Consider the following 18191-nt stretch of genomic DNA (forward strand, 5'->3'; position numbering starts at 1 on the left):
CGGGCGCAGCCCCGCTTTTCAGGGCGCGGGGAACGGCGCAATCTTTTGGCTTTCAGGGGCGCGGGGAACGGCGCGGCCAGCCCCCACCGGGCCGCACCTTCAGGGGCGCGGGGAACGGCGCAGTCTTTTTGCCTTTCAGGGGCGCGGGGAACTGCGCGAACGGCCCCCGCCGGGGCTCAGGCGGTCGGCAGCGCCGCGCGCAGCGCGGTGAGGCATGCCTCCACAGTCGCCGCGCTCGCAGCGGACCCGTAGTGGTTGACCCGGATCATCGTCGAAGCCAACGCACCCCCACCCGCCGCCAACGGAAGCGAAGGATCGGCGGCCAGTGCAACGGCCACCACCTCCGCCGCGTCCACCCCGGCAGGGGTACGCAGAGTCGTCGCGACCGGCGCGGCGTCGGACGCCGCATGCACATACGGCTCAAGCCCCCCGCCCAACGCGACCGCCCCCGCCCGGACGGCAGCCGCGGCAGCGGCATGGCGCCCCATCACCGCGTCCAGCCCCTCCGTCTCGATCCGCTCCACACACGCCTCCAGCGCCAGCATCTCCAACTGCGCCGGAGCATGGAGCAGGACCTTGCGCCCGGCGTCGACCCACCGCTCCTTCCAGTCCAGGAGGGAGAGGTACGAGCGCCGCGGCGCAGCCGGATTCGCCGCCATACGGGCCCACGCCCGCTCGCTCACCGACACCGCGGAGACCCCCGCGGGCCCGCCCATCGCCTTCTGCGCCCCGATCACACACAGGTCCACGCCCCACGCGTCCGGCAGTACCGGCTCCGCGCCGACCGAGGCCACCGCGTCCAGGTAGAAGAGGGCGCCGTGGGCCCGTACGACCTCGCCGATCTCCGCGACCGGATTGGTGTTCCCGGTGGCCGCCTCCGCGTGCACCAGGGAGACGAAGTCGATCTCCGGGTGCTCGGTGAGAGCGTCGCGGATCTGCGCGGCCGTGACCGCCGTGTGGAAGGGCACGGCCAGGTCGTACACGGTCGCGCCGCAGTCCCGGAGCCAGTCGCCGAACGTCTGCCCGTACGGGCCGGTGATCACGTTGAGAGCCGTCGTACCGGGACCGGCCGCGCCGCGAATCGCTCCTTCCAGCGGAAGCAGCGCCTCGCCCTGCATGATCACGACGTCCTGCTCGGTGGAGAGGAGCCGGGCCACGCGGTCCTCGATCGCCGCGAAACGCGCGGCGCTCAGCGGCGCCAGGTCCAGGAAGGGATGGGTCACCGCGTTGCTCTCTTCACTCACGACACTCACGTTGCTCTCGTCACTCACTGGGTAGGCAGCAACGAGCGTAACCGCCGTCCCCGTGGCCGCCCACCGGCGACTTCCGAGGCCGGACAGCCCGACAGCCATGGGATTGGTTTGAGCGTCTCAAACGAATCCTTATAATCAGCAGTCACAGTTTCCCCACAGGAGGTCACCCGTGAAGATGGTCCCCGGGCGCCGAGCCCGCATTCTGGCCGCCACCACCGCGACGGCCGGGCTGCTGCTCGTGGCCGGCTGCTCCTCGGACGACGACGGGGGCAAGAAGACCACCGCGAACGGGGTCGAGCTCGTCAAGGGCGGACAGCTCACCACCTGCACACACCTGCCGTACCCGCCGTTCCAGTCGGAGATCGACGGCAAGGTCCAGGGCTTCGACGTGTCGCTCGTCGACCTGGTCGCCAAGGACCTGGGCGTGAAGCAGGAGATCCTCGACCAGCCCTTCGAGAACTTCAAGACCGGCGGCTCCCTCAACTCCGGCCAGTGCGACCTCGCCGCGGCCGGTATGACGATCACCGACGAGCGCAAGAAGAACGTCGACTTCTCCGACCCGTACTTCGAGGCCACCCAGGGCATCCTGGCCGACAAGAAGAGCGGCATCTCCTCCCTCGCGGACCTCAAGGGCAAGAAGGTCGGCGCGCAGGCGCAGACCACCGGCGAGGAGTTCGCGAAGAGCAAGGGCCTCAACCCGGTCTCCTTCGAGTCCTCGGACGCCCTCCTCAACGGCCTGCGCACCGGCCAGGTCAAGGCCGTCGTCATCGACTACCCGGTCGTCCAGGGCTGGCTGAAGGACAAGGCCAACGCCGCCGCCTTCACGGTCGCCGACAACATCAACACCGGTGAGGAGTACGGCTTCACCATGAAGAAGGGCAACACCAAGCTCCTCGAAGCCGTGAACAAGGCGCTGGCGGACGCCAAGGCCGACGGCACGTACAAGAAGCTGTACGAGAAGTGGATCGGCCCGTACGACGAGGCCGCCGCCTCCGCTTCGCCCTCCGCCTCCTCATGACGGAGACCGACACCCGGGTCCAGCCCCGCAGGCGCGGACTGACCAGGAGCCAGAAGCGTGCCGTGTCGCGGGGCGTCCAGTACGCGGTGTTCGTCGCCGCGCTGGTCGCCCTCGGCCTCACGGCCGACTGGGACCAGCTGCGGAACCAGTTCGCCCAGGTCGACCTGGCCGAGCGGATGTTCCCGGACATCATCACGCTCGCCCTGAAGAACACCGTCCTCTACACGGTGTCCGGCTTCGTCTTCGGCCTCGCCCTCGGCGTGGTCGTCGCCCTGATGCGGCTCTCCTCGGTCGGCCCGTACCGCTGGCTGGCCGGCATCTACATCGAGATCTTCCGCGGCCTGCCCGCCCTGCTGATCTTCATCTTCGTGGGCGTCGCCGTGCCACTGGCGTTCCCCGGCACGGAGATCCCCGGCGGGACGTACGGGAAGGTCGCGCTCGCGCTCGGTCTGGTGGCCGCCGCGTACATGGCGGAAACGATTCGCGCGGGCATCCAGGCCGTCCCCAAGGGACAGATGGAGGCGGCCCGTTCGCTGGGCTTCTCGCACGCGCGGGCCATGGTCTCCATCATCATTCCGCAGGCGTTCCGGATCGTGATCCCGCCGCTCACCAACGAACTGGTCCTCCTCTTCAAGGACTCCTCGCTGGTGCTGTTCCTCGGGGTCACCCTGGAGGAGCGCGAACTGTCCAAGTTCGGCCGCGACCTGGCCAGCGAGACCGCCAACTCCACACCGATCCTGGTGGCGGGCCTGTGCTACCTGCTGGTCACGATCCCGCTCGGTTTCGTCGTACGCCGCCTTGAGGCGAAGGCCGGGGAGGCCACCAAGTGAGCACCGACAACAGCGCCGGCGGCAACAACGGCGCCGAGAACGGCGACAGGAGCGGTACGCCGGAGATCCGGGTCCACGGCCTGCACAAGTCGTTCGGCGACAACGAGGTGTTGCGCGGCATCGACCTGGAGGTCGCTTCCGGCGAGGTCGTGTGCGTCATCGGCCCCTCCGGCTCCGGCAAGTCGACCCTGCTCCGCTGCGTGAACCTCCTCGAAGAGCCCTCCAAGGGGCAGGTATTCGTCGGCGGTACGGAGATCACCGACCCGGACGTCGACATCGATGCCGTACGCCGCCGGATCGGTATGGTCTTCCAGCAGTTCAACCTCTTCCCGCACCTGACGGTGACCGACAACCTGACGCTGCCGCAGCGGCGGGTGCTGGGCCGCGACAAGGAGGCCGCGGCGAAGGTCGCCGCGGAGAACCTGCGGCGCGTGGGGCTATCGGAGAAGGCGACGGCGTACCCCGGCTCCCTCTCCGGCGGTCAGCAGCAGCGCGTCGCCATCGCCCGGGCGCTCGCGATGGGCCCGCAGGTGATGCTCTTCGACGAGCCCACGTCGGCGCTCGACCCGGAACTGGTCGGGGACGTCCTCGCGGTGATGCGCATGCTCGCGGACGAGGGCATGACGATGATGGTCGTCACGCACGAGATGTCCTTCGCGCGCGAGGTGGCCGACCGGGTCGTCTTCATGGACGGCGGCGTCATCGTGGAGCAGGGTCCTCCGTCCCAGGTGATCGGCTCCCCGACCCACGAGCGGACCCGCCACTTCCTCTCCCGCCTCCTGGACCCGGCGATGGCGGAGGTGGAAGACACCCCACCGCCCGAGCCGGACAAGTCCGTTTAAGAGCCCGGGGGTTGAATCCGTCCGCAGCCCCGGCCGGGGTGCGGGCTGCGCAGTTCCCCGCGCCCCCAAAAACCGGGCCTGCGCCCCCGCTCTTCCCCCTCCAGGGCAGCGCTTTTTGAGGCGCGGGAAACGGCGCGGTCTTTCGCCCTCAAGGGGCGCGGGGAACGGCGCAGTCTTTGGTCTTTGAGGGGCGCGGGGAACGGCGCAGTCTTTGGCCTTTGAGGGGCGCGGGGAACGGCGCAGTCTTTGGCCTTTGAGGGGCGCGGGGAACGGCGCAGTCCTTGGGCTTTCAGGGGCGCGGGGAACTGCGCGACCGGCCGCACCGGGGCCGCAGGCGACGGACGACCGTGAGGAACTACGCTGCCGGACATGAGCGATCAGTCGGTGGTGCTGCATGTGAAGGGCCGGGTGCTGGTCGCCCCGGACGACGCCAGGGACGAACTCTGGGTCGTCGACGGCAAGGTCACCTACGACCGCCCCCAGGGCAAGGCCGCCCAGGACGTCCGCACCCTCACCGGCTGGGCCCTGCCAGGACTCGTGGACGCCCACTGCCACGTCGGCCTCGGCCCCCACGGCGCCGTCCCCGACGACGAGTCGGAGAAGCAGGCCCTGGCCGACCGGGAGGCCGGCACCCTGCTCATCCGGGACGCCGGCTCACCCGCGGACACCCGCTGGGTCGACGACCGCGACGACCTGCCGAAGATCATCAGAGCGGGCCGCCACATCGCCCGTACCCGCCGCTACATCCGCGGCTTCGCGCACGAGATCGAACCGGCGGACCTCGTCGCGTACGTGGCCCGGGAGGCCCGGCGCGGCGACGGCTGGGTGAAGCTGGTGGGCGACTGGATCGACCGCGGCACCGGCGACCTCGGCGCCTGCTGGCCGCGCGACGCGGTCGAGGCGGCGATCGCCGAGGCGCACCGGCTCGGCGCCCGCGTCACCGCGCACTGCTTCGCCGAGGACTCCCTGCGGGACCTCGTCGAGGCGGGCATCGACTGCGTCGAACACGCCACCGGACTGACCGAGGACACGATCCCGCTCTTCGCCGAGCGCGGCGTCGCGATCGTGCCGACCCTCGTGAACATCGCGACGTTCCCGCGGCTCGCGGCCGGGGGCGAGGGCAAGTACCCCCGGTGGTCGGCGCACATGCGGCGCCTGCACGAGCGGCGTTACGACACCGTGCGAGCCGCGTACGACGCCGGGATCCCGGTGTTCGTCGGCACCGACGCGGGCGGCACGCTGCCGCACGGACTGGTGGCGGGGGAGGTCGCCGAGCTGGTGACGGCGGGCATCCCGCCTCTCGAAGCGCTTTCGGCCACCACGTGGGCCGCGCGGGCGTGGCTGGGCCGGCCCGGACTGGAGGAGGGGGCTCCGGCCGACCTCGTCGTCTACGAGCAGGATCCGCGGGCGGACGTCAGGGTTCTGGCGGCACCGCGGCGGGTGGTCCTGGAGGGCAGGGTCGTCGGCTGACGGAGAGTGACCGCGGGCCGGGGTCCGAGCGGCGCGCACTCCTCCCCGCGCTCCGGCGCGTCGACGGGCGCTTTCCAGCCAGTTCAGTGATCTGGGTGGCCTTGAGGAACGTACGTGCAGGGTGAATCGAAGGCGTGCGCGGAAAGTCCACGTACGGGTGAACTCCCGTCAGCTCGCTGACTGTTCACTCTCCGTGCGTAAGGATTCCCGTCATCGACGCCGCCGGACGCTCCCCGCATGTCCCTGCGAGCGGAGCGTCCGGTGGTGTCGCGTCTCCAGTTCTGTCTCCTGTGGGGGTCCCACCACCTTGAACAGCACCGATTTCCGTATGCCCGCACGCGTCTCTGTCCGCAGGCCGGCCGCCCTCGCGGTCGCCGTCGCCCTGGCGGCGGGTCCCGCGGTCCTGGCCGGCGCGGGCCCGGCCCACGCGACCGGCGACCACGGTCGTGCCTCGGCCGTCGTGCTCCGCACCGGACTCGACGTCTCCCTGCTCAACAAGACCGTGAACGTCCCGCTCGCGGTCTCGCTCAACGAGGTACAGGCGCCGCGGAGCGCCGAGAAGACCACGCTCACCGCGAAGCTGGACGGGGTCGACGGCGGACAGCCGTTCACCGTGCTCGGCGCGGAGGTCGCCAGAGCGAGCGCGACCGTGTCGGCGAAGAAGGCCGAGGGGGCGGTGCACCTCGCCCATGCCAAGGTGCACATTCCGGGGCTGCCTCTGCTGTCCCTCATCGAGGTCGACCAGGTCACCGCGAAGGCGGTCTGCGCGGCGGGGGAGAAGCCGGTCGCCTCGGCGAATCCGCTGGGCGCGGTGACGGTGCTCGGCAAGAGGACGACGCTCACCGCCGGTGGGGTGACGGAGGTGAAGGTGCCGGGGGTCGGTGAGGTCCGCCTGGACCTCTCCTCGACCCGGACCACGTCCCGTACGGCGGCGGCGACGGCGCTGCGGCTCAAGGTGTCCGTGAACCCGCTGAAGCTGAACGTGGCGGAGGTCGAAGGAACGGTCACTCTGGCGGAGGCGACGTGCGAGTCGCCTGCGGTGCCCGCGCCGGGGGTGAAGCCGCAGGGGTCGTCCGCGGCGGCGCCCGGCCTCGCGGAGACGGGGGGTAGTTCGGCGACGCCGTACGTGGTGGCGGGGGCGGCGGCGCTACTGCTCGCCGGGGCGGGCGCGCTGGCCCGGTCCCGCCGCCACAGGCCCTGACCCCGGGCTTGCCCCGCGGCCCCGGTGGGGGTGCGGGCTGCGCAGTTCCCCGCGCCCCTAAAAGCCAAAAGACTGCGCAGTTCCCCGCGCCCCTAAAAGCCAAAAGACTGCGCAGTTCCCCGCGCCCCCAAACAGCCCCGCAGCCGCGCGGGCAAGGACGCAAGCACCCCCCACCGCCCCGCAGACGTCATACTCGCCGCACCCCCGCACCCCCGCACCCCCGCGCCCTCAAGGGGCGCGGGGAACGGCGCGGCCAGCCCCGACCGTCCCGCACGAGCCATACCGGCGGCACCTCCTGCCCCTGAGGGGCGCGGGGAACTGCGCGGCCAGCTCTCACCGGCCGCACCAGCCATACCCCCCGTCGCCCCCGCCCTAGGGTTTCGTCAAGCTGACCGCCTGGTCCAGGGCCTGGAGGAAGCGGTTGACCGTCGAGCGGTCGCGGACGGCGAGCCGCAGCCACGTCCCGTCGAGCCCCGGGAACGTGTCCCCCCGCCGCACGGCGAACCCCAGCCGCCGCAACCGCTCCCGCACAGCGACCGCCCCCGGCAGCGACACCAGGACGAACGGCCCCTCCGCGGGCTCCGCGACCCGCACCCCGTCGGACGCGAACTCCCGCAGCCCCGCGACGAGATGCGCCCGGTCCGTGGCCACCCGCTGAGCCGCCCGCGCCTGCTCGGCGAGCGCCTCCGGCGTCATGCACGCCTCCGCGGCGGCCAGCGCGGGCGTGGACACCGGCCACAGCGGCTGCGCCCGTTCGAGTTCGCCGATCGTCTCGGGGGCCGCGAGCACGTACCCGATCCGCAGCCCCGCCAGCCCCCACGTCTTGGTGAGACTGCGCAGCACCACGAGCCCCGGTACGTCCGTCCGCCCCGCGAGCGCCTCCCGTTCCTCCGGCACCGCGTCCATGAACGCCTCGTCGACCACCAACGTCCGCCCAGGACACGCGAGTTCCGCGATCAGCCCGGCCGGATGGAGCACGGACGTGGGATTCGTCGGGTTGCCGATCACGACCAGGTCCGCGTCCTCGGGAACGGCCGACGGATCGAGCCGGAACCCCTCCTCGGGACGCAGCAGCACCCGGTCCACCGTGTGCCCCGCGTCCCGCAGCGCCGCCTCCGGCTCGGTGAACTGCGGGTGCACGACCACAGGGTGACGGACCTTCAGCGCACGGGCGAGCAGCACGAAGGCCTCGGCGGCGCCGGCCGTGAGCAGCACCCGTTCCACGGGCAGCCCGTGCCGTGCCGCCACCGCGGCCCGCGCGGCCCGCCCGTCCGGGTAGGCGGCCAGCCCGCCCAGCGACGCGGCGATCCGGCCACGCAGCCAGTCCGGGGGAGTACCGGCACGGACGTTGACGGCGAGGTCGACGAGCGCGGAGCCGTCGTCACGCACCTCGGCGTCCCCGTGATGCCGCAGATCGTGCCCCTGCCCCTGCCCGCCGTCGCTCGTGGACGCGGACCCGTCTCTGTCGCCGCTGTCAGTACGCATGAGAGGGGGCGGAGTCGTCGTCGGCCGGCTGCGTCTCCCGGTAGCGCTCCATCACCAGGTCGAGCAGTTCGGGCTCCGGCCCGATGACGTCGGCGGAGGCCACCTCGACCTCCGGGTGCGCTGTCGCCCACCCCTCGCTCTGCTGCCGGATCCGCTCCGGGAGCACACCGTCGAACAGGAAGTAGGGGAGCACGACGATCCGCCGCGCGCCGAGCCGCGCACAGCGGTCCAGGCCCGACGGCACGTCCGGCGCGGCCAGCGACACGAACGCCGTCTCCACCCCCGCGTAACCGCGCCCCTCCCACAGCAGCCGCGCCGCCTTGTGCACCTCCGCGTTGGCCTCCGGGTCGGTCGAGCCGCGGCCGACGAGCAGCACGGTCACCCCGGCCCGGTCCTGCGGCGTGCGCGCCGACCCGCCCAGGGCCTCGTCGAGCCGCCGCTCCAGCACGGCGAGCAGCGCGGGGTGCGGGCCCAGCGGACGCCCGTACGCGTACGAGGTCCCCGGATACCGCTCCTGCTCCCGGGCGAGCGCGGCCGGCAGGTCGCTCCCGGCGGGCCCGGCGGACACGAGCATCAGCGGGACCGCGGCGAACCGGCGCACCCCCTGGGCGGCCAGCTCGGCCACCGCGTCGCCGAGCGGCGGCGGGGACAGCCCGATGAAACCGCCCGCCACGGGCAGGCCGGGGTTGCGCCGGCCCAGCTCCCGTACGAAGTCGCGGAACGCCTCGGCTCCGGCATCGTCCCGGGTGCCATGGCCGGCGAGGAGCAGGGCTGGGGCGGGGGTGGTCACGGTGTCTCCTCGGGATACGGAAGGGGGTGAGGGGGCTGGGCGGGCCGACAGGGCGGTACGCCGGCCGCGGGCGGGTCGGCGACGCATGCCTGACGACGGTTGTGGTGGCTCACTTGGGCTCCTCCTGCCGACGGTGGCCGCGCTGCGCCACCCTACGACCGCGGGCCTCGCGGGTCGCCGTCCCGCCCACACTCATCTCGTGCACCCCGGCCCCGGCCCACCCTCGGCCGCACGGTCCCGCCCCGCCTCGGTCCCGACCTCGACCCCGGCCCCGGGCTCGACCGCCGGGAGCGGCCCGCGCCCGGTCCGGCGTACGACCGCGCAGGTCGCCCTCGCCGGTCGCGCGGACGACGTGCGCTTGGGGACCAGGAGCTGACCGCCGCGGGCGAGCGCCGCGGCCTCGGCGACCGAGGGCGTACCGACGGCCGCGAGGGCCGCCCCCGAGGGGTTCGGCACGTCGACCCGTGCCAGCTCCTCGGCGCTGTACGTCGTCAAGGGCACCCCGAGCCGTTCGGCCGCACCGAGGATGCCGGGCTCGCCGGCCTTCGTGTCGACGGTCGCCAGCTCGGCGACGGACCGCGCGGACAGCCCGGCGTCCCGCAGGGCGTCCTCGACGAGCCGCAGCACCTCACCTACCCGGACCCCTCCGGAGGCACCGACTCCGACGACGAGATCGGCCTCGGACGGGGATCTTTCCGCAAGCCGTACGGGCTCCGAAGTGCGGCGAACGTGCGTGAAGGCGCTGTGATCGGATAGCAAGGGCGTATGGCGGTGTTCGTCGCGCTCGGCGCGTTCCTCATGACGCTGGCCGGCGGCTGGACGGCGCAACGCGTCACCGACCGCCGCCACCTCGTACTCGGCCTGGCGGGCGGCCTGATGCTGGGCGTCGTCGGCCTCGACCTGCTGCCGGAGGCACTCGAAGCGGCGGGCGAGGAGATCTTCGGCGTCCCGGCCGCGCTGCTGCTGTTCGTGGCCGGCTTCCTCGCGGCCCACATGGTGGAACGGCTGCTGGCCGTGCGCCAGGCCTCGCACGGGGGCGGGGAACACGACGGGCGTACGCCCCAGGTGGGCCTGACCGCCGCCGCCGCGATGGTCGGCCACAGCGCCATGGACGGCGTGGCGATCGGCGCGGCCTTCCAGGTGGGCGGCGGTATGGGCGCGGCCGTGGCGGTCGCGGTGATCGCCCATGACTTCGCGGACGGCTTCAACACGTACACGATCACGACCCTGTACGGGAACGCCCGCCGCAAGGCGGTCGCGATGCTCGTCGCGGACGCCGCGGCCCCGGTGATCGGCGCCGCCTCGACGATGCTGTTCAGCATTCCCGGACATCTGCTCGGCGGGTACCTCGGCTTCTTCGGCGGCGCGCTCCTCTACCTCGCCGCCGCCGAGATCCTCCCCGAGGCCCACCACGAACACCCCGCCCGCTCCACCCTGCTGTGCACACTCGCCGGAGTGGCCTTCATCTGGCTGGTCGTCGGCATCGCGGAGTGAGCCCGGGGCCCCGGCGCCCTGAGCCGGTCTCATGACCCGGCGCACCTCTCCACGAACCGCCGGGCGACACCGGGCGAGCCCGCCCAGTGGGTGTGCAGATAACTCGCGTGCACACCCCGCTGTACGAATCCCTCGACCCGCCGCACCGGAGTACGCAGCCCCCAGGCGGCAGCCGTGCCCGCGCCCGGCTCCACGACGGTCCGGTGGAACTCGTGCCCCCGCATCCGTGTGCCCGCCTCGGCCAGCGAGCTGTCGGACACCGCGACGGCATCGCGGTACCCGAGCGTCAGCTGCGCGTCCATCCGGGCCCCGGCGTCGATGACACCGCACATCGGCAGCCCGTCGAGCTCACGGCAGAGATAGAGGAGCCCCGCGCACTCGGCCGCGATGGGCGCCCCGCTCTCGGCGAGCGCGGCGACGGCCTTGCGCAGCGGTTCGTTGGCGGACAGCTCCGGCCCGAACACCTCGGGAAACCCGCCCCCGAGAACCAGCCCACGGGTCCCGTCCGGCAACTGCTCGTCCCGCAGCGGATCGAACCTGACGACCTCAGCCCCGGCGGCAGCCAGCAACTCGGCCTGCTCGGCATAGGAGAAGGTGAAGGCGGACCCCCCGGCAACGGCGACGACGGGCCTGTTCAGCCCGTCCGGCGTTCGAGGACGAGCGCGCGGCGCGACAGGGGGGTCCGGGGGCGCAGCCCCCGGGGACGGGACGGGAAGGGGCGGCGGGGGCGAGAAAGCCAGAGCCTCCCCCGCATCCCACGCCGCACCCCCCAACGACCCGGCGCCGCGCGCCAACGCGAACAACGCCTCCAGATCACACCCGGCCCGCACCCGCGCCCCCATCGCCGCGACAGCGGCAACCGCCTCGGCCCGCCGCTCGGCGACGGGCACCAGCCCCAGATGCCGGGACGGCGTACCCACCTCCTCGGCCCGCCGCAGAGCGCCCAGCACAGGCACCCCGGACTGGTCCATGGCCTCCCGCAGCAGCGCCTCGTGCCGGTCGGACGCGACCTTGTTGAGGATCACCCCGCCGATCCGCACCCCGGGGTCCCAGGAGGCGAACCCGTGCACGAGCGCGGCCACCGACCGGGACTGCGAGGACGCGTCCACGACCAGCACGACGGGCGCCCGCAGCAGCTTCGCCACATGGGCGGTGGAGGCCAGCTCCCCTTCCCCGGAGGCCCCGTCGAACAGCCCCATCACACCCTCGACCACGGCGAGATCGCACCCGCGCGCACCATGGGCGAACAGCGGCGCGATCAGCTCGGGACCGCACATGTAGGAGTCGAGATTGCGCCCCACCCGCCCGCTGGCGAGCGAGTGGTACCCGGGGTCGATGTAGTCCGGCCCCACCTTGTGCGGGGACACGGCGAGCCCCCGCGAGGCGAACGCGGCCATCAGCCCCGTGGCCACGGTGGTCTTGCCGCTCCCCGAGGCGGGCGCGGCGATGACCAACCGGGGAACGGAACCGGCGCCGGACCCGGAACCGAAGCCGGAAAGAGAACCAGGGCCGGAACCGGCGCCGCAGGACATCACCACTCGATGCCCCTCTGCCCCTTCTGACCGGCGTCCATCGGATGCTTCACCTTGGACATGTCGGTCACCAGGTCGGCGAACTCGACCAGCTTCCCGGGAGCGTTGCGCCCGGTGATGACCACGTGCTGGGTCCCGGTCCGGGCCCGCAGCACCTCCACGACCTCGTCGACGTCGATCCAGCCCCAGTGCATCGGGTAGGCGAACTCGTCGAGCACGTACAGCTTGTACGTCTCGGCGGCGAGGTCCCGCTTGACCTGCTCCCAGCCCTCGCGGGCCTTCTCCTCGTTGTCCTGCTGGGCGTCGCGCTGCACCCACGACCAGCCCTCGCCCATCTTGTGCCAGGCGACGGACCCGCCCTCACCGCTGGCACCGAGGACGCGCAGCGCGTTCTCCTCGCCGACCTTCCACTTCGCGGACTTGACGAACTGGAACACCCCGATCGGCCACCCCTGGTTCCAGGCGCGCAGCGCGAGCCCGAAGGCGGCGGTCGACTTTCCCTTGCCCATCCCGGTGTGCACCATGACGAGCGCGCGGTTGCGTCGCTGGCGAGTCGTCAGTCCGTCGTCCGGTACGACACTCGGCTGTCCCTGAGGCATTACGCGGCCTTCCTGCTGTTGCCCTGGCTGTTGCCTCGGCTGCTGCTCTGCACATCCCTGACCAGACCGGCGATCGAGTCGGCCCGCAGTTCGTCGAGGGTGACGGCCGTACCGCCGAGTTCACCCGCGAGCTGCCCCGCGAGTCCGAGCCGCACGAGCCCCGACTCGCAGTCCACGACGACGGAGGCGACCTTGTCGGCGGCGAACAGCCGGGCGGCCCGCCCGGCGAGCGCGACCGGTTCCGGCCCGCCCGTGGCCCGCCCGTCCGTCACCAGCACGACCAGCGGGCGCCGGGCCGGATCACGCAACCGCTCCACCCGCAGCACGTCGTGCGCCCGCAGCAGCCCGGCCGCGAGCGGCGTACGCCCGCCGGTCGGCAGCGACTCCAGCCGCACGGCGGCCGCGTCGACCGACGAGGTCGGCGGCAACGCCACCTCGGCCGCGGACCCGCGGAAGGTCACGAGCCCCACCTTGTCCCGCCGCTGGTAGGCGTCGAGGAGGAGGGAGAGCACCGCTCCCTTCACGGCGCTCATCCGCTGCCGGGCCGCCATCGACCCGGAGGCGTCCACGACGAACAGCACGAGGTTCCCCTCGCGGCCCTCGCGGGTGGCCTGCCGCAGATCGTCCCGCCGTACGACGAGACCGGGCCCGGACCGTCCGCGCGCCCGCTGGTGCGGCGCCGCGGCCTGCACGGTCGCGGCCAGATGCAGCTTGGTGAGCGCCCCGCGCGGGCGGCGCGCCCCGGTGGTGCGCCCGTGCTCGGTGCGGGCCCGCGACCGCCGCCCGGCGGCCCCCTCGCCGAGCCCCGGCACGCTCAGCACCTTCGTACGGAAGGGCTCGGCGGCCCGTACGGGGGACTGCTCGCCGGCGCCGGGGGACGGCGCCCGCCCGTTCTCGGACTCGTTCGCGGGTGCCTCGCCCTGCGCGGGCACCTCACCGGAACCGTCGCCGCCGTCGACGCCACCGTCGTCGGACCCGTCCTGCGGGGGCCGCCCGCCACCGCCACCGGGCCCGTCCGGATCCGGGTCGTCGTCGCCGGAACCGTCGGAATCGCCGGAGTCCCCCGAGCCGTCGGTGCCGTCGGTGTCGTCGAGGCCCTCGGGAGCGCCCGAGCCGTCCTCGTCGCCCGCGAACTCCTCCAGCGTCTCGTCGAGCTTGTCCTCGTCGAGACCGGGCGCGTCGAAGGGATTGCGCCGGCGCCGGTGCGGCAGCGCGAGGAGCGCGGCCTGCCGTACGTCCTCGGCGAGCACGTCGGTCCGCCCCGCCCACGCGGCCAGCGCGGTCGCGGTCCTGGCCATCACGATGTCGGCCCGCATGCCGTCCACCTCGAACGCGGCGCAGGTCGCCGCGATCTGCAGCAGCGCGCCGTCGCCGAGCCGCACCGACGGCAGCAGCTTCCGCGCGGCCACGATCCGCGCCCGTACGTCGGACTCCTCGTCGGCCCAGCGCGTCGCGAACCCCTCCGGGTCGTCGTCGTACGCGAGCCGCCGCCGTACGACCTCCACCCGCTGGTCGGGCTCGCGCGAGGCCGCCACCTCGACGGTGAGCCCGAACCGGTCGAGCAACTGCGGCCGCAGCTCGCCCTCTTCGGGGTTCATGGTCCCGACGAGCAGGAACCGCGCGGCATGCCGTACGGAGACGCCCTCGCGCTCCACGTACGAGGCACCCATCGCCGCCGCGTCCAGCAGCAGGTCGACCAGGTGGTCGTGGAGGAGGTTGACCTCGTCCACGTACAGGAGTCCGCGGTGGGCGTCGGCCAGCAGGCCGGGCTCGAAGGCCTTCACGCCCTCCGAGAGCGCCCGTTCGATGTCGAGCGCGCCGACGAGACGGTCCTCCGAGGCGCCGACGGGCAGTTCGACCATCCGGGCGGGACGGGGCACTCCCGGGCCCACCTCGTGGGGGCCGTCGGGGCAGGCCGGGTCGGGAGCGTCCGGCGCGCAGGAGAAACGGCAGCCGGGGACGACGTCGACCTGCGGCATGAGCGCCGAGAGCGCGCGCACGGCCGTCGACTTGGCGGTGCCCTTCTCGCCGCGGACGAGCACACCGCCCACCGCGGGGGAGACGGCGTTCAGCAGCAGGGCCAGTCGCAGGTCGTCCTGACCGACCACGGCCGTGAACGGAAACGGGGTACTCACAGGTTGTCGTCCTCCACATAGCCCGGATAACGCAGTTGGCCTTCACGCGAGCTCATACGGGTGCTCCCGGTGGGATGAATGGCAGTCCGGCCGGTGGGCCGGACTCGATGAGCCGCCACAGCGCGTCCGTGTCCGCGTGTTCCTCGATCAGATCGCCCAGCCGGTCGAGCTGCTCCTCGCGCAGCCCTTCGAACGAGGTGTCGGGGGCCGGTACGAAGCGCCGCCCGGCCGCGGACGCCACCTCGCGCAGGAAGGCGCGCCGGAAGCCGTCCGACTCCAGCGAGCCGTGCCAGTGCGTCCCCCAGACCTCGCCGACCCGGCAGCCGTCCAGGAAGGGTTCGCCGCCGTCCACCCGGGCGACCCCGTGATGGATCTCGTACCCGTGGACGGGTTCGCCGAGCGCTTCGCCGACGGGCCGGGTCAGGGTCTTCTCGCGCGCGAACCGTACGCGTACGGGGAGGAGTCCGAGGCCGTCGACGGCGCCGGCCCTCGACTCGACCTCGTCCTCGATGTGTTCGCCGAGGAGCTGGAAACCGCCGCAGATGCCCAGTACGGGGCGCCCTTCGGCGGCCCGGCGCACCAGGGCGTCCGCGAGGCCGCGCCGCCGCAGCCACTCCAGGGCCCGGACCGTGCCCCGGGTGCCGGGGACGACGACCAGGTCGGCGTCGACCAGTTCCTCGGCCCGGTCCACGAACCGCACGACGACGCCCGGTTCGGCGGCGAGGGCGTCCAGGTCCGTGAAGTTGGACATCAGGGGGATCGCGCAGACGGCGACCCGCAGGATGTCCTCGCCGACGGGGGAGGAGACCTCGGACTCGCGTACCGCCCCCCGCAGGGACACTCTGAGTCCGTCCTCCTCGTCGATGCCGAGGCCGTGCCGGAAGGGCAGGATGCCGTAGGTGTGCCGCCCGGTGAGCCCGCGCAGCATGTCGACGCCGGGTTCGAGCAGCGAGACGTCCCCGCGGAACTTGTTGACGAGGAACCCGGCGACGAGTTCCTGGTCCTCGGGCGACAGCAGGGCCACCGTCCCGAAGAACGAGGCGAAGACCCCGCCGCGGTCGATGTCCCCCACCACGAGCACGGGGAGCCGCGCGCCCCGCGCTATCCCCATGTTCACGATGTCCGTCCGCCGCAGATTGATCTCGGCGGGACTCCCCGCGCCCTCACAGATCACCGCGTCATACGTGCCCCGCAACTCGGCCAGACAGTCCAGCACGGTCCCGAGCAACGCCTCCTGGCGTCCGCCGTGATAGCCGCGCGCGCTCAGCTCGCCCACGGGCTTGCCCATCAGGACGACCTGGCTGCTGCGGTCGCTGCCCGGCTTGAGCAGGACGGGGTTCATGAGCACGGAGGGCTCCACGCGGGCGGCCTGCGCCTGCATGGCCTGCGCCCGCCCGATCTCGGCGCCCTCACGCGTGACGAACGAGTTCAGGGACATGTTCTGCGCCTTGAAGGGCGCCACCTTCACGCCCTGCCGCACCAGCCACCGGCAGATCCCGGCGGTCACGACGCTCTTGCCCGCGTCGGAGGTGGTCCCGGCGACGAGCAGCCCACCGCCTGTTCCCCCGCTCATGACGTACGCCCTTTCGTGACCCGCGACTTGGCGAGCGACTTGGTCCGTGAGGTGGTGAGTGAAGTGGCCAGCGAGGTGGCGAGCAGCCGGCCGGCGACACTCGCGCCCAGCGCGAGCAGGCCCACCCGGCGCGAGAGCCGGACGGCCCGCTCGATGTCCCCGACCCGCACGGCCCGCCCGGAACCGTTGAGCACGGGCCGGTGCTCGACCCGCCCCGCGTACGACAGCGTCCCGCCGAGCCGTACCCCGAGCGCCCCCGCGAACGAGGCCTCCACGGGCCCGGCGTTGGGACTCGGGTGCCGGGCGGCGTCGGCACGCCAGGCGCGGACGGCCCCCCGCGGGTCGCCCCCGGCGACGGCCGCGAGGACAGCCGTCAGCCGGGCCCCCGGCCATCCCGCGACGTCGTCGAGCCGGGCGGACGCCCACCCGTACCGGCGGTGCCGGGCCGACTTGTGCCCGACCATGGCGTCCAGCGTGTTGACGGCCCGGAAGCCGACCAGTCCGGGCACGCCCGCGACCGCGCCCCACACCAGGGCGCCCACCACGGCGTCGGAGGTGTTCTCGGCGACCGACTCGACCACCGCGCGGGCGATCCCGTCGGCATCCAGGGCCTGCGGGTCGCGCCCGCACAGATGGGGCAGCCGCTCACGGGCCACCTCGATGTCCCCGACGGCCAGCGCCCCGCCGACGGCCCGGGCCTCCCGCCCGAGGGAGGTCCCCCCGACGACGGCCCAGGTGGCGGCGGCGGTCAGGACGGCGGAAGCGGCGGGGGAGGTGCGCAGGGAGCGCTCGGCGGCCACGGCGAGACAGACGGCGCCGCCCGCGCACACGGCGGTGTGCAGCGCCCCCCATCCCCGGTGGTCGCGCCACAGGGCCCGCTCGACGGCGCCCGCGGCCCGGCCGAACGCGGCGACCGGATGCCCTCGGCGGGGATCGCCGAGCAGCAGGTCACCGAGGAGGCCGGCGGCGGCGCCGTACGCGAAGACGCGATCGGCACGCACGGGGTCAGCCCGCCGTCACGCGAGGAGGAACCCTCGTACCGGGGTCGGGCACACTGGTCCACAACAGGTGGGCGCGCATGGCGATATGTCCTCACTCAGGGTGTCCACGCCCTGGTTCGACGAGACCGACGGCGAGAGTTCCTGGCTCCCGGGGGGATCGATTCCCCGGTAACAGTGGCGGGACCGCGCCGGATTCGCACCGGCTTCCTCTTCTGCCGACGTACATGGCCTCGGCAGTCCACCACGGTCCGAGAACACCCGTCAACTTGCTGTTGACCTGCGACGGGAGAGTGTGCCGAGACCCACAGGAGGGGCCTGCTGGTGCTGTCCCCGGCGGCCGGCGACGGGCCCGAGGAGGTGTGGGACGACGGCAGTGCCTCGAACCTGGTCTCCCTGCCCGTCTCCCACCAGGTCGGTGCCTGGCTCTTCAGCGGCCGTCTGCTGTCCGGGGCAACGGGTCTGGGCACGCTCTCCTACGATCTGGACCGCCTGAAGGACGGCTCCATGTCCCGGCTCTGCGAGCTGCTGGGTCCGCACCCCCGGACGTGCGGAAGTCACCCTGCCGGACTGGCTCGACGTCCCCTCGGGCGCGGACATGCGACCGCCCTGCCGGGACCGCGGCTGAGGCGGCCCCGACAGGGCGGACGATGACGCTCCGGACGTACGGCCCGAGGGCTGTACGGGCCGGGCGGCTGAACCGGTCGGACGGTCGGCCCGGCCGCACAGGCTCGGCGGCCGTACCGGTCAGGCCACGATCAGATAGATCCCGTACGCCACCGCCGCCGCACACGCGGCGAAGCACGCGTACGCGCCCGTGACCGCGAGCGTCGCGGAGCCCCCCTGCGCGGCGGCCGTCTCGCGCTTGGTGAGGCCGACGATGCCGAGGGTGAAGAGGCCCACGAGGGCGACGGTGGAGATGAGGCTGACTCCGAACACGGAGCCGAGGGCTGCCCAGTCGATCTTCATGC

Annotated in this window: 16 protein-coding genes, 1 pseudogene and 1 riboswitch; of the genes and pseudogenes, 7 read left to right on the forward strand and 10 right to left on the reverse strand. The window is 73.1% G+C overall.

The window, feature by feature from the left end:
* Positions 1 to 176: 176 nt before the first annotated feature.
* Positions 177 to 1244 carry a pyridoxal-phosphate-dependent aminotransferase family protein gene (locus IE278_RS08565; RefSeq protein ID WP_246570156.1) on the reverse strand — a complete coding sequence of 356 codons (1068 nt, stop codon included), beginning with the start codon at positions 1242 to 1244 and terminating at the stop codon, positions 177 to 179.
* A 178-nt stretch (positions 1245 to 1422) separates the two neighbouring features.
* Here IE278_RS08565 and IE278_RS08570 point away from each other — a divergent pair, with 178 nt between their 5' ends.
* The 5 genes from IE278_RS08570 (at position 1423) to IE278_RS08590 (ending at position 6614) form a co-directional block, all read left to right on the forward strand.
* A complete protein-coding gene (locus IE278_RS08570) occupies positions 1423 to 2271 on the forward strand; it encodes a transporter substrate-binding domain-containing protein (RefSeq protein ID WP_189770361.1) in 849 nt (282 codons plus the stop codon).
* The gene (locus tag IE278_RS08575) at positions 2268 to 3101 is read left to right on the forward strand and encodes an amino acid ABC transporter permease (protein ID WP_189770362.1); all 834 of its coding nucleotides are present in this window, start codon (positions 2268 to 2270) and stop codon (positions 3099 to 3101) included. Before IE278_RS08570 ends, IE278_RS08575 begins: the two co-directional genes overlap by 4 nt.
* Positions 3102 to 3166: 65 nt before the next feature.
* Positions 3167 to 3943, forward strand: a complete 777-nt coding sequence (locus tag IE278_RS08580; RefSeq protein ID WP_189770517.1) for an amino acid ABC transporter ATP-binding protein — start codon at positions 3167 to 3169, stop codon at positions 3941 to 3943.
* Positions 3944 to 4312: 369 nt separating this feature from the next.
* Positions 4313 to 5413, forward strand: a complete 1101-nt coding sequence (locus IE278_RS08585) for an amidohydrolase family protein (RefSeq protein ID WP_189770363.1) — start codon at positions 4313 to 4315, stop codon at positions 5411 to 5413.
* A gap of 307 nt (positions 5414 to 5720) precedes the next feature.
* Positions 5721 to 6614: an SCO1860 family LAETG-anchored protein gene (locus tag IE278_RS08590; protein WP_189770364.1), complete on the forward strand. Its 894-nt coding sequence runs from the start codon at positions 5721 to 5723 to the stop codon at positions 6612 to 6614.
* A gap of 372 nt (positions 6615 to 6986) precedes the next feature.
* Here the strand turns inward: IE278_RS08590 and cobC are convergent, their stop codons facing one another.
* From cobC to IE278_RS08605, 3 genes and pseudogenes are all read right to left on the reverse strand, one after another.
* Positions 6987 to 8099, reverse strand: a complete 1113-nt coding sequence (gene cobC, locus IE278_RS08595) for an Rv2231c family histidinol phosphate aminotransferase CobC (protein ID WP_189770365.1) — start codon at positions 8097 to 8099, stop codon at positions 6987 to 6989.
* Positions 8089 to 8889, reverse strand: coding sequence for a sirohydrochlorin chelatase (locus IE278_RS08600; RefSeq protein WP_189770366.1), 801 nt, complete (start codon positions 8887 to 8889; stop codon positions 8089 to 8091). The genes cobC and IE278_RS08600 overlap by 11 nt, the downstream gene beginning before the upstream one ends.
* 264 nt (positions 8890 to 9153) lie before the next feature.
* Positions 9154 to 9582: pseudogene (locus tag IE278_RS08605) on the reverse strand (cobalamin biosynthesis protein); the annotation flags it as partial.
* Between the two features lie 72 nt (positions 9583 to 9654).
* Here IE278_RS08605 and IE278_RS08610 point away from each other — a divergent pair.
* Entirely contained in the window at positions 9655 to 10383 is a 729-nt protein-coding gene (locus tag IE278_RS08610; RefSeq protein ID WP_189770368.1) for a ZIP family metal transporter, read from the forward strand.
* 29 nt (positions 10384 to 10412) lie between these two features.
* Here IE278_RS08610 and IE278_RS08615 read toward each other — a convergent pair whose 3' ends face one another.
* The 5 genes from IE278_RS08615 to IE278_RS08635 are packed head-to-tail and all read right to left on the reverse strand — an operon-like array spanning position 10413 to position 17223.
* Positions 10413 to 11915, reverse strand: coding sequence for a cobyrinic acid a,c-diamide synthase CobB (locus tag IE278_RS08615; RefSeq protein ID WP_189770518.1), 1503 nt, complete (start codon positions 11913 to 11915; stop codon positions 10413 to 10415).
* Positions 11915 to 12514, reverse strand: a complete 600-nt coding sequence (gene cobO, locus IE278_RS08620; protein ID WP_189770369.1) for a cob(I)yrinic acid a,c-diamide adenosyltransferase — start codon at positions 12512 to 12514, stop codon at positions 11915 to 11917. The genes IE278_RS08615 and cobO overlap by 1 nt, the downstream gene beginning before the upstream one ends.
* Entirely contained in the window at positions 12514 to 14649 is a 2136-nt protein-coding gene (locus IE278_RS08625) for a putative cobaltochelatase (protein WP_189770372.1), read from the reverse strand. Before IE278_RS08625 ends, cobO begins: the two co-directional genes overlap by 1 nt.
* Positions 14650 to 14701: 52 nt before the next feature.
* Positions 14702 to 16222 carry a cobyric acid synthase gene (locus IE278_RS08630; RefSeq protein ID WP_189770374.1) on the reverse strand — a complete coding sequence of 507 codons (1521 nt, stop codon included), beginning with the start codon at positions 16220 to 16222 and terminating at the stop codon, positions 14702 to 14704.
* Positions 16219 to 17223: a cobalamin biosynthesis protein gene (locus IE278_RS08635; protein ID WP_189770377.1), complete on the reverse strand. Its 1005-nt coding sequence runs from the start codon at positions 17221 to 17223 to the stop codon at positions 16219 to 16221. The genes IE278_RS08630 and IE278_RS08635 overlap by 4 nt, the downstream gene beginning before the upstream one ends.
* Before the next feature lie 116 nt (positions 17224 to 17339).
* Positions 17340 to 17481, reverse strand: a riboswitch (cobalamin riboswitch).
* A 63-nt stretch (positions 17482 to 17544) separates the two neighbouring features.
* On the opposite strand from IE278_RS08635, the gene IE278_RS08640 reads away from it, so the two are divergent.
* Positions 17545 to 17874 (forward strand): hypothetical protein, encoded by a 330-nt coding sequence (locus IE278_RS08640; RefSeq protein WP_189770379.1) that lies wholly within the window; start codon positions 17545 to 17547, stop codon positions 17872 to 17874.
* Positions 17875 to 17967: 93 nt separating this feature from the next.
* Here the strand turns inward: IE278_RS08640 and IE278_RS08645 are convergent, their stop codons facing one another.
* Positions 17968 to 18189: a hypothetical protein gene (locus tag IE278_RS08645; protein WP_189770381.1), complete on the reverse strand. Its 222-nt coding sequence runs from the start codon at positions 18187 to 18189 to the stop codon at positions 17968 to 17970.
* Positions 18190 to 18191: the final 2 nt, after the last annotated feature.

Origin of the sequence: Streptomyces tauricus (assembly GCF_014650955.1) — a bacterium.
GTDB classification, from domain to species: Bacteria; Actinomycetota; Actinomycetes; order Streptomycetales; family Streptomycetaceae; genus Streptomyces; species Streptomyces tauricus.